Source organism: Butyrivibrio sp. VCD2006, from assembly GCF_000423925.1.
Classification (GTDB): domain Bacteria; phylum Bacillota; class Clostridia; order Lachnospirales; family Lachnospiraceae; genus Butyrivibrio.
The window spans coordinates 1-11,789 of the sequence record NZ_KE384112.1; the positions used below are offsets into that span (position 1 = coordinate 1).

General features: G+C 45.4%; 9 protein-coding genes, 3 tRNA genes and 1 pseudogene. 12 read left to right on the plus strand and 1 reads right to left on the minus strand.

Annotation, left to right across the window (positions count from 1 at the left end; all coding sequences use genetic code 11):
* From G586_RS26485 to G586_RS24355, 4 genes are all read left to right on the plus strand, one after another.
* Positions 1 to 74, plus strand: a tRNA-Tyr gene (locus G586_RS26485).
* A gap of 105 nt (positions 75 to 179) precedes the next feature.
* Positions 180 to 253: transfer RNA gene (locus tag G586_RS0120990), tRNA-Met, on the plus strand.
* A gap of 9 nt (positions 254 to 262) precedes the next feature.
* A tRNA-Phe gene (locus G586_RS0120995) sits at positions 263 to 335 on the plus strand.
* Between the two features lie 223 nt (positions 336 to 558).
* Positions 559 to 1,110, plus strand: coding sequence for an HD domain-containing protein (locus tag G586_RS24355; protein WP_051204997.1), 552 nt, complete (start codon positions 559 to 561; stop codon positions 1,108 to 1,110).
* A gap of 115 nt (positions 1,111 to 1,225) precedes the next feature.
* Here the strand turns inward: G586_RS24355 and pckA are convergent, their stop codons facing one another.
* Positions 1,226 to 2,839, minus strand: coding sequence for a phosphoenolpyruvate carboxykinase (ATP) (gene pckA, locus G586_RS0121005; protein WP_026529272.1), 1,614 nt, complete (start codon positions 2,837 to 2,839; stop codon positions 1,226 to 1,228).
* 304 nt (positions 2,840 to 3,143) lie between these two features.
* On the opposite strand from pckA, the gene G586_RS0121010 reads away from it, so the two are divergent.
* From G586_RS0121010 to G586_RS0121045, 8 genes and pseudogenes are all read left to right on the plus strand, one after another.
* Positions 3,144 to 5,006, plus strand: coding sequence for an aminotransferase class I/II-fold pyridoxal phosphate-dependent enzyme (locus G586_RS0121010; protein ID WP_026529273.1), 1,863 nt, complete (start codon positions 3,144 to 3,146; stop codon positions 5,004 to 5,006).
* Positions 5,007 to 5,134: 128 nt separating this feature from the next.
* Positions 5,135 to 5,728, plus strand: coding sequence for a guanylate kinase (locus G586_RS0121015; protein WP_026529274.1), 594 nt, complete (start codon positions 5,135 to 5,137; stop codon positions 5,726 to 5,728).
* A 77-nt stretch (positions 5,729 to 5,805) separates the two neighbouring features.
* Complete coding sequence (locus G586_RS0121020; protein WP_026529275.1) at positions 5,806 to 6,246, plus strand: YaaR family protein; 441 nt, start codon at positions 5,806 to 5,808, stop codon at positions 6,244 to 6,246.
* A gap of 172 nt (positions 6,247 to 6,418) precedes the next feature.
* Entirely contained in the window at positions 6,419 to 7,450 is a 1,032-nt protein-coding gene (locus tag G586_RS0121025) for a DNA polymerase III subunit (RefSeq protein WP_026529276.1), read from the plus strand.
* A 3-nt stretch (positions 7,451 to 7,453) separates the two neighbouring features.
* Positions 7,454 to 8,365: pseudogene (locus tag G586_RS27605) on the plus strand (PSP1 domain-containing protein); the annotation flags it as partial.
* A gap of 949 nt (positions 8,366 to 9,314) precedes the next feature.
* Positions 9,315 to 10,070: a tRNA1(Val) (adenine(37)-N6)-methyltransferase gene (locus G586_RS0121035; protein WP_026529277.1), complete on the plus strand. Its 756-nt coding sequence runs from the start codon at positions 9,315 to 9,317 to the stop codon at positions 10,068 to 10,070.
* A gap of 172 nt (positions 10,071 to 10,242) precedes the next feature.
* Positions 10,243 to 11,109 carry a 16S rRNA (cytidine(1402)-2'-O)-methyltransferase gene (gene rsmI / locus G586_RS0121040; RefSeq protein WP_026529278.1) on the plus strand — a complete coding sequence of 289 codons (867 nt, stop codon included), beginning with the start codon at positions 10,243 to 10,245 and terminating at the stop codon, positions 11,107 to 11,109.
* Positions 11,110 to 11,197: 88 nt separating this feature from the next.
* Positions 11,198 to 11,638: a restriction endonuclease gene (locus tag G586_RS0121045; RefSeq protein ID WP_026529279.1), complete on the plus strand. Its 441-nt coding sequence runs from the start codon at positions 11,198 to 11,200 to the stop codon at positions 11,636 to 11,638.
* Positions 11,639 to 11,789 lie beyond the last annotated feature (151 nt).

Here is an 11,789-nt window from a genome sequence, read left to right on the forward strand (position 1 = left end):
TCCCGAGTGGCCAAAGGGGACAGACTGTAAATCTGCTGCAAATTGCTTCGGTGGTTCGAATCCACCGCCATCCATTTGAGTAGAGCACTTAGTGAGGTAGTTTCGAACTTAGTGCGAACCATGGGTGTCCACTTGACGAGGTAATCTCGAGTCTAGTGGAGCATCCCAAAATTGAATATCGCGGGGTGGAGCAGTCTGGAAGCTCGTCGGGCTCATAACCCGAAGGTCATAGGTTCAAATCCTGTCCCCGCTACTCAAATATGCCTAGATAGCTCAGTTGGTAGAGCAGAGGACTGAAAATCCTCGTGTCCTTGGTTCGATTCCGAGTCTAGGCATCTTTTTTATTAATTTTATTCTTTTTTCAGTTTTATTCTCCTCACATATGCCGTATAATACAATCCATGAGCAATACCAATGTAAATTCTTGGTTTAATCCACAAAAAGTGCTACAGCGAAAGAGCTGAATATACTAGATAATGTGTTACTTCAGGTGGGTTTTGGTTATTAAGAAGAGGATTTACATTATAGAGAAGTTTTAAAGAGTTAGGATTTACATATATGACAAGAGAAGAGAAGCGCAGACTTATCGAAGAGAGGCATAAACATATTCGTGAGGTTTTGAAGAAACACGGTCATGATATACTTGAATCGCAGAAGTTCCACAAGACAAAACATTTCATCCAGCATGGTGATATGACTGTCTATGATCATAGCTTAAGTGTCGCTGAGAGAGCGATTAAGATAAATAGATTTATTCATGCGAAATGCGAAGAGAGAGACCTGGTAAGAGGAGCATTATTGCACGATTATTTCCTTTATGACTGGCATATAGACGGTAAAGATAAGGGAAATGTACATCCTAAGCTCCATGGCTTTTTCCATCCTTCTACAGCCCTTAAAAACGCAAATAGAGACTTCGTACTAACAGAGCGCGAGAAGGATATTATTAAGAAGCATATGTGGCCTCTGACAATAGTTCCGCCTATGTGTAGAGAAGCATGGATTGTTACTTTAGCTGATAAATATTGTTCGGCTATGGAGACGCTAGGGCTTCATAAGCTCAAAGTAAGAGCAATATATATAGAATTACCTGATGATGAGAGAGAATAAGAATCTCTGGAAGATAAATTAGAATATCGAGTATTAGATTAGTATTATGAGCATATTAAAAGCGCCGGCATATAAATGTCGGCGCTTTAATTATATCTTTATTGCTTTAATCAGATCAAAGCTTCGGGCCAGCTGCTACGAGCGCCTTACCAGCGTCGTTGCCTTCATACTTCTTAAAGTTCTTTGTGAATCTCTCAGCAAGATCCTTAGCCTTAGCTTCCCACTCAGAAGCATCAGCGTATGTATCGCGAGGATCAAGGATTCCAGGATCAACTCCAGGAAGAGCTGTAGGAACTTCGAAATCGAAGATCGGGATCTTCTTTGTCTCAGCCTTAAGAACATCGCCGTTAAGGATTGCATCGATGATTCCACGAGTATCCTTGATGGAGATACGCTTGCCTGTGCCGTTCCAACCTGTGTTAACGAGGTAAGCCTTAGCACCAGACTTCTGCATCTTCTTAACAAGCTCTTCACCGTACTTTGTAGGATGAAGCTCAAGGAATGCCTGACCGAAGCAAGCTGAGAATGTAGGTGTGGGCTCTGTGATACCACGCTCTGTTCCGGCAAGCTTAGCTGTGAAGCCTGAAAGGAAGTAGTACTGTGTCTGCTCAGGTGTAAGGATAGAAACCGGAGGAAGTACACCGAATGCGTCAGCAGAAAGGAAGATTACGTTCTGAGCATCAGGACCTGCGGAAATCTTGTTAACCTTCTGAACAATGTTGTCGATGTGCTGAATAGGATATGATACACGAGTATTCTCTGTAACGCTCTTATCATCAAAGTCGATCTTACCATTTGCATCAACTGTTACGTTCTCAAGAAGAGCATCTCTCTTGATTGCGTTGTAGATGTCAGGCTCAGCATCCTTATCAAGGCCGATAACCTTAGCATAGCAACCACCTTCGAAGTTGAATACGCCGTTGTCATCCCAGCCGTGCTCGTCATCACCGATGAGGAGTCTCTTAGGATCTGTTGAAAGTGTTGTCTTACCTGTTCCGGAAAGACCGAAGAAGATAGCTGTGTTCTTACCTTCCATATCTGTATTAGCTGAGCAGTGCATGGAAGCCATGCCCTTAAGAGGAAGATAGTAGTTCATCATTGAGAACATACCCTTCTTCATCTCTCCGCCGTACCATGTATTGATGATAACCTGCTCGCGGCTTGTGATATTGAAAGCTACGCAAGTCTCAGAGTTAAGGCCGAGATCCTTATAGTTGTCAACTTTTGCCTTAGAAGCGTTGTAAACAACGAAATCAGGCTCGAAGTTAGCGAGTTCTTCATCTGTAGGAACGATGAACATGTTCTTAATGAAGTGAGCCTGCCAAGCAACCTCCATGATGAAACGAACTGCCATGCGGGAATCCTTGTTAGCACCGCAGAAAGCATCAACTACGAAAAGTCTCTTGTCGCAGAGCTCTTTCTTAGCGATATCCTTTACAGTTGCCCAAACTTCCTCGCTCATAGGATGGTTGTCGTTCTTGTACTCGTCAGTTGTCCACCAAACTGTATCCTTTGAGTTTGCGTCCATAACGATGTACTTATCTTTAGGAGAACGTCCGGTGTAGATACCTGTCATAACGTTAACTGCGCCGAGCTCTGTATCCTGACCTACTTCAAATCCTTCAAGACCTGCCTTCTTCTCCTCTTCATAGAGAAGCTCGTAAGAAGGATTGTGCACGATTTCAGTTGTGCCTGTAATGCCATACTGTGTTAAATTGATTTCTGCCATTTCTTTAACTCCTTTTCTTTTTCTATTGTGATAGCTGAGGATAACATGAAACCTCAGCTAAACGCTCTACAAATCATTATACAATACATTTGGGGAAAAATAATATAAAATTGCTATAAATTTAACAAAAGATTCAGAATTTGTCTGATATGAGAAGAGGTTTGCCTCTATAAAACAGATAAAGTAAAATATTTGCTATAAGGAAATTAGCAAGAGTGCAGAGAAATCAGTATATTTAGAAAAGATTAAATTATAAACTGTACTTTGAGAAAATATGAACAAATTTTGACATTTAGGTAGGATAATGAACGATTTTTACGAAAAAAATGAGAAGGCTCTGAGGGACAGTCTGAAAGGACTTTCTGAAAGCGAATTATATCCCCTTCACATGCCGGGACATAAGAGAAATCCTGATGCCGGGGAGATGGCTGATTACATGGACATCGATATTACTGAGATTGATGACTATGATAATCTCCACGATGCAGAGGGGATAATTAAAGATGCGGAGGCTCGGGCAAACGAGCTATATGGCGCGGATGAGACGCATTTTCTGATTAATGGCAGCACGTGTGGTGTGCTTTCTGCGATATCGGCGGCTGTGCCGAAGGGAGGAAAAATAATTGCAGCCAGGAATGTTCACAAGTCCTTCTATCACGCGGCATATTTGAGGGAACTGGAGATTGCCTTCGTAATGCCGAGGAGCGTCTATTGCACGAAAAATGGGTTGGAAAAAGAAGCAATCAAAGAAGATAAAGTAGATTCAGAAAAGAAGAAGGATTTAATTGGCGGCAGGTCAAGATTAGAAATTATGGGTGCGGTTGCACCGGAGGATATTGAGGACGCGTTTCTCAAGAATCCGGAAGCGAAGGCGGTTTTCATAACATCACCGACGTATGAAGGGGTGGTGTCTAATGTTCGCGTAATTGCTGATGTCGCCCATAGGCATGGAGCGGTACTTATCGTGGATGAGGCACATGGGGCTCATTTTGGTTTATATGAAAAACTGGCGGAAAATCAGGATGTGGATGCACATCAGGATTTCGGAGAGGTAGATCATGAAGACGCTGAAAAAATGCAGATTCCGGACAGTGCCGTACATCAGGGAGCGGACATCGTGATCCACAGTGTTCATAAGACTTTGGCGGCGATGACACAGACAGCGCTGATTCATGTTGTGGGAAACCGGGTAGACAGGGAGCGGCTCAGGAGATTTCTTAGGATTTATCAGTCGAGCAGTCCATCGTATGTGCTGATGGCGTCTATTGATGCGAGCATTAAGGACATTAATGATAGAGGAAAAGAGAGGTTCGATAAGCTCCTAAAATATAGGAGTAAGCTTGAGAGTAAGACAGAAGGCTTAAAGAAGCTTTTTATATTGCCATGTAGGGGTGATTGGAGTAGCGCGCAGGAAGGAAACGATAGAGATTGCGTCTTGGATGACGAGCGACCCGGAAGTTATTCAAATGGAGAGTTAGACAGTAAGGGTACTTGTGCAGACTGTATGCAGGACCCCTGCAAGGTGCTTGTGTGCTCGGCAGATGGCGCTGTCACAGGGCAGCAGATATATGATATACTTCGATTAGAGTATAAGCTGCAGTGCGAGATGGCGGGAGATACTTATGCTTTGGCGATCATAACAGGCTATGATACGGAGGAAGGTATCGAGAGGCTTATTGGCGCTGTCAGGGATTTGGACAGGCGGATATCTGCAGGAGAGATAGGCTCGGATAAAAAAGCGGTTTTACGCGTGGGTGATGAAGCTTTTGTGGAAAGCGATGCATACAGAAAGATAGATGGGAAAGACCTGGTTGCTGTTACGGAAAATGAAAAAATTCCGGGAGACAAAGGGAGATCAAAAACAATTCTTAGTAGTAAATCTCATGGAAATTTCGAACGGATGAAGCTTCCAGAAACGGTGACATCTTTTTACAAGGCATGGGACGGAGATACGGAAGAGGTGGATATCTCGAGGGCAGCCGGAAGAGTTGCGGGAGATTTCATTAATTTGTATCCTCCGGGAATTCCACTGGTTATACCGGGAGAGCTGATAAGCAGAGAGCTTGTCGCAGAAATCGGAAATTATATAAATGAAGGAAGAAACATCCAGGGAGTGAGAATTACGGCAAACGGAGCAAGGCTTTTAAGATGCCTTTGCGGACAGTAATCCATAAGCTTGCAGGACCAAGGTATTGGAGACAATTGATAGTTAAGCATATAAGTTGTCTGCAGAATTAGGAATATTAATTGGATTGTTGTGCGGCTGCAGAATTTAAACTGCCTGGCAGGAGTAAGATGGGAAAGATATTTGTGATCATGGGCAGGAGCTCATGCGGAAAAGATACAATTTATAAGAATCTTCTTGAGCGGGGGAATGTGGAGCTTAACAAGGTAATAATTTACACTACAAGGCCCATGCGCGAGAAGGAAGTAGATGGAGTTCAATATTATTTTTGCAGTAATGAACGTTACGAAAAGTTCAGAGAAGAACGAAAAATAATAGAGGAGAGAACATACAATACCATGTATGGTCCATGGCACTATTTTACGGTGGACGATGGGCAGATTGATCTGGAAAAAGGGAATTATCTCATTATCGGAACAGTGGATATGTATGTGTCCTTTAAGGAGTACTTCGGCGAGGATAGCGTGGTGCCGCTGATGATCAGCGTTGAGGACGGTGGAATCATGCAGAGGGCGATGAAGAGAGAGCAAAAGCAGGAGAATCCGAAGTATGACGAAATGTGCCGAAGGTTTCTTGCGGACAAGGCGGACTATTCGGATGAAAGGCTGCAGTGGGCAGGAATCGGCAGGGCTTTTGACAATAACGAAGAAATTGAAAAGTGTATCGAGGATATAGAGAGTTTTATTACTAGTACTGAAGCTTAGATTTTAGTATGCAGGAAATCGCAATACGAGGGAATTTCCTATAAGTGGATAACTAGAGCTCCGTAATGGAGGCGCGTATGGATATTAGGATTGATAATGTTCAGCAGACTACACAGGTTCAGCAGACACAGGCACAGCAGGAGGTCAGCGGGGATTTTAAGTTTACGCTGACGAGTAAGATTGAGGATGCTTCGCTGGCGGAGCGCCTGAATCTGATGATGCAGGATATTGTTCAGCAGGGAAAGCAGATCGCGAAGAAGAACGATATCAGGGACATGCAGCGATATCGTATCATGATCAAGGATTTCCTGAACGAGGTGGTTACACGGTCGCATGCATTTTCACGAGAGAATTTCCTGGATAGAAGGGGACGCCACAGGGTTTACGGAATCATAAGGCTTGTGGACGAGAATCTTGATGAGCTGGCCCAGGAGCTGGTGAAGGACGAGAAGGACAATATTAATATCCTGGCTAAGATAGGGCAGATACAGGGACTGCTGTTGGATATTTTTACGTAATTGGACAGATGCGGGCTCAGAATTAAGAGAGTGCCCCCTCATCAGTCGACTACGTCGACAGCTTCTCCCGAGGGGGAAGCTGGATAAATGGCCAAGATAGATCTGAGGAGAGTCAAATGATAGGATGCTTCCAGTGATATTAATGTAGTATGTTTAGGAGGAGTTAGCGCAGATGGCGCGTTTTTCAGATATAGTTGAGCAGAATCAGATAAAAGATCACATGCAAAATGCCATAAGAACGGGCAAGATATCGCATGCTTACATCATTTCAGGGGATGCGGGAAGCGGTAAAAAGATGATCGCGAAGACCTTTGCGAAGACGATTCTGTGTGAGAATAAACAGGAGATTGGCGGATATATTGAGAGCTGCGGGGAGTGCCACTACTGTAAGCAGGCGGAGAGCGGCTCGCACCCGGATATCAGGGTAGTGATGCATGAAAAGCCTACATCGATCGGTGTTGACGAGATAAGAGATCAGGTTTGCGACGATGTTTATATCAAACCTTATACGGATCACAAGATTTATCTGATTCCTGACGGGGAACTCATGACGCAGCAGGCGCAGAATGCGCTTTTGAAGACTCTGGAGGAGCCGCCGGCGTATGCGACGATCATCATTCTGACTTCTAATATCGATGCTTTTCTCCCGACGATACTTAGTAGATGCATTGTTTTTCCTATAAAACCGGTGAGGGACGATCTTATTCAGCGTTTTTTGATGGAAAAAAGAAAAATCGTAGATTATAAGGCAAATCTGGCAGTGTCGTTTGCTCAGGGAAATGTGGGAAAAGCGATTCAGCTGGCTGAGGATGAGAGCTTTGAGAAGCTTAAGAACGACGCTATAGAGCTTGTGGGTAAGCTCAAAAAGTCGCAGATAAGTGACATCGTAGCCAGGTTGCAACTGCTTTTAACACAAGAGGGCTCAAGCGAGAAGAAACCGGATGCACTTTTAACAAACGATTTTCTGGATGTGCTGCTCTACTATGTCAGAGATGTACTGGTGTATAAGGCAGAGGGGAGCGCGGATCACTTGATTTTCGCGGATAAACTGTCGTATATTAGTAGTGTTACGGAAAAATGTTCCTATAAGGAAATTGATAATATATTAAAGGCAATTGAGAGGGCAAAAAGCAGAATTCATGCTAACGTTAACAGCATTATGTCCCTCGAGATGCTGATGCTTGATATAAAGGAGAATTTATAATATATGACCAGGGTTATCGGCGTAAGATTCAGAACGGCCGGCAAGATCTACTATTTTGATCCGGGTAATTTTGAGATAAAAAAGGGCGATCACGTAATTGTTGAGACAGCCAGAGGAGTGGAGTACGGTACCGTGCTTTCAGACCCCAAGGATGTGGACGACAGCGAGGTTACCAAGCCGCTTAAGGCAGTTCTTCGCATGGCGAATGAGAAGGACGATGAGCAGGAGAAGAGCAACAGAGTCAGAGAAAAAGACGCTTTCAGGATCTGCAAGGAAAAGATCATCAAGCATGGTCTTGAAATGAAGCTTATAGATGCAGAGTACACCTTTGATAATAACAAGGTGCTGTTTTATTTTACGGCTGATGGAAGAATCGATTTCAGAGACCTGGTTAAGGATCTGGCTTCAGAGTTTAAGACAAGAATCGAGCTTCGCCAGATCGGTGTAAGAGATGAGACCAAGATAATCGGCGGCTATGGAATCTGCGGCAGACCGCTTTGCTGCCATTCATATCTTTCAGATTTCATTCCGGTTTCAATAAAAATGGCTAAGGAGCAGAATCTCTCCCTTAACCCGACCAAGATTTCCGGAGTTTGCGGACGTCTCATGTGCTGCCTCAAGAACGAAGAGGACGTATACGAGGAGCTCAACCGCAAGATGCCCGGACTTGGCGATATCGTTAAGACAAGCGATAACCTTGAGGGTGAGGTTGCGAGCGTTAATATTCTTAGGCAGACTGTCAGAATCCTTGTGGATGTTGACGATGAGAAGGAAGTTCACGAGTGCCATGTGGACGACCTTACTTTGGTTAGGAAAAAGCAGAAACATAAGCAGAATCAGCCCAAGGAAAAGGACATTGATGAAGAAGCTTTGAAGGCTTTGGAGCGGCAGGAAAGAAATCAGAGTGGCTCACAGGATAGAAACCAGAATGGTCCTCAGGACAGAAAACAGGGCGGTTCCGAAAAGAGACAGAATAATTCTGAGAAGAGACAGGGTGGTTCACAGGATAATCGCAAGAACAACTCCGGTGAAAACAGACAGAACAATTCTCAGGATAATGGGCAGAACGGTGCTGGCGAGAGAAGGCAGGATAATAACCAGAATGGTTCTGGCGAGAGAAGGCAGGGCAATGCTCAAGACAAAAGCCTTCCCCCTCAGGGGGAAGGTGGCCCGAAGGGCCGGATGAGGGATCAGAGTGAAGGAAACGCCCCTCATCAGTCGACTGCGTCGACAGCTTCCCCCGAAGGGGGAAGCCAGGTGAATGGCCTGGATAGGCAGCAGAACAAGAGCCAGGTGAACGACCAGGATAGGCAGCAGGATAAGAGCCAAGTGAACGACCAGGATAGGGCACAAGATAAAAGCCTTCCCCCTCAGGGGGAAGGTGGCACGCAGTGCCGGATGAGGGACCAAAGAGAAGGAAACGCCCCTCATCAGTCGACTGCGTCGACAGCTTCCCCCGAAGGGGGAAGCCAGATTAATGGCCAAGATAGATCACAAGATAGCGGCCAGATTAATGGCCAAGATAAATCGCAGAGCAGAGATGGCGGTCAGAACAGAGATGGCAACCAGAATAATGGCGGCCAAAATAGAGATGGCAACCAGGGTAATGGTGGCCAAAATAGAGATGGCGGCCAGGGCAAAGACGGCAACCAGAGAAATTTCGATAAGAAGAATAAGAGAAGAAATTTCAATAAGAAGAATCGCGGCAAGAACCATAACAATGGTGGTCAGAATAGAGATGGCAACCAGGGTAATGGTGGCCAAAATAGAGACGGTGGCCAGGGCAGTAACAACCAGAATAATGGAGGCCAGGGCGGCCAGAACAGCAACAGGCAGCAGAACCAGAATCGCAGAGAGGGATCGGATGGAAAACAGCAAAGCTAATGAGTTTTTCCTAAAACCCGGAGAGAGGCTTGATGATCTTCAGCGAAATGGGCTTATGATCATTCAGGATCCGGAGCGATTCTGCTTCGGCATGGATGCGGTGCTTTTGTCGGGATTTGCTACGGCGTCGAAGGGCGACAGAGTTCTTGATCTTGGCACGGGAACGGGAATTATTCCGCTTTTGATGTCAGCGAAAACTGAGGCAAAGGAACTCATCGGTCTCGAAATACAACAGGATAGTGCGGACATGGCTCTAAGAAGCGTGAGATACAATAAGCTCGAGGAGCGTGTCCGAATAGTTTGCGGAGATATAAAAGAGGCGGAGAAAATTTTTGAACCTGCCTCTTTTGACGTTGTAACAACAAATCCGCCCTACATGATCAAAGGGCATGGGCTGACGAATCCTGACAGCCCGAAGGCTATAGCAAGGCATGAGGTGCTTTGTGACCTCAATGACGTGCTTAGGGCAGCGAAGATACTGCTTCCTCCGGGTGGGAAGTTTTATATGGTTCACAGACCTTTTAGATTGGCGGAGATTTTTTCATGCATGAGAGAGAATAAGATCGAGCCAAAGAGAATCAGGCTAGTGCACCCATATGTGGACAAAGAACCCAGTATGGTGCTTGTGGAAGGCGCAAGGGACGGAAAGCCGAGGCTTTCTGTGGAACCGCCACTTATCATATACGATGAGCCCGGAGTATATAGCAGGGAGATCGTGGAGAAGTATGGGTTTTGAGGCCGAGTAGAGAAAAACTCATCCGGTACTTCGTGCCACCTTACTCCTTTTAGGAGAAGGGATAATAGAAACTTCCTATGGGGAAAAGATAAGACAAAAACAAAAGCCTTCCCCCTTTGGGGGAAGGTGGCAGCGAAGCTGACGGATGAGGGCATTAGATAAAGGAAAAGATATGACAGAGAATACGCAGGGCATGCTGTATCTGTGCGCTACTCCGATAGGAAATCTTAAGGACATCACGGAGAGGGTTCTTGAGACCTTGAGAAGCGTGGATATTATAGCGGCCGAGGATACGAGAAACAGCATAAAGCTTTTAAACCACTTCGATATTCATACGGAGATGACAAGCTACCATGAATACAACAAGGTGGAAAAGGCGGAGTACCTAATCAGACTGATGCAGGAGGGGAAGGACATTGCACTCATCACCGACGCGGGAACCCCTGCAATATCGGATCCGGGAGAGGTTTTGGTGCGCATGTGCCACGAGGCAGGCGTGAATGTCACGTCACTTCCGGGGCCGGCTGCGTGCATAACGGCGCTGACTCTTTCCGGGCTTAATACGAGAAGATTTGTATTCGAGGGATTTTTGCCCGGACAGGATGATAAGAAGGAAAGAAAGAGAATCCTTGAGCAGCTTAAGACTGAACACAGGACCATCATTTTATATGAGGCGCCCCATCACTTAAGAGCGACGCTTAAGGACTTGAAGGAAGCTTTGGGAGAGAGGAAGATAACACTTTGCCGTGAGCTGACAAAGCGCTTTGAGGAGATAATGCCTACTACTTTGGAGGGGGCTGTTGCATATTATGAGGAAAATGAGCCCAGAGGCGAGTATGTTCTTGTGGTAGAGGGTGTCAGCCTTCAGGAGCTTGACAAGAGGCAGCAGGAGGAATGGACGAAGATGAGTTTGTCTGACCACATGGCCTATTATGAAAATAGCGGAATGAGCCACAAGGATGCAATGAAACAGGTGGCAGCAGACAGAGGCGTTGGAAAACGCGAGATTTATCAGGCGCTTCTTAAGGAAGAGATATGACAAAAAGTAATGCAAATGAATGGAAAAGGTCATTATAGTAACAATTAGCGATAAACATGACCGAGGATTGGGGGAATAGGGGAAATAGATGTCAGGAACTAATATGACGCTTATTGTGTCGATGGTGGTTTTTGTGATCATTGTGCTTGCTATAATTGTAGTGGTGCTGCTGCTCAGGAGGCAACGGCCGCTTCCGATGGACGAGCTTGAGGGACATGATTTTGAGTACTATTGCGCTGACTTGCTTAAGGCACATGGCTTTATTGATGTGGAGGTCACTAAGGGAAGTGGAGATTTCGGAGCGGACATTCTTGCTGAAAAGGACGGAGTGAGCTACGCGGTTCAGTGCAAGTGCTATGATAAGCCTATTGGAGTGAAGGCCGTGCAGGAGGCTTATGCGGGAAGAGATTACTATGACTGTATGGTTGGCGTTGTTATGACAAATCAGTATTTTACGGCACCTGCGGTGGAACTCGCCAGGAAGCTTAAGATAATGCTGTGGGATAGAGGCTATATTGATAATATGTGAGGGCTTAAGTGGAGGAAGCTATGTGAAAGCTTAAGTGGATGGAGTGAAAAAAACGCGGCCGAAGGTGATGGAAAAGGAGGAATGCGGCCGCGTGAAAAGCCGGAAATAGGGTTGGAAGAATAGCTTAAAATGGAAAAGGCGCGGCCGAAAG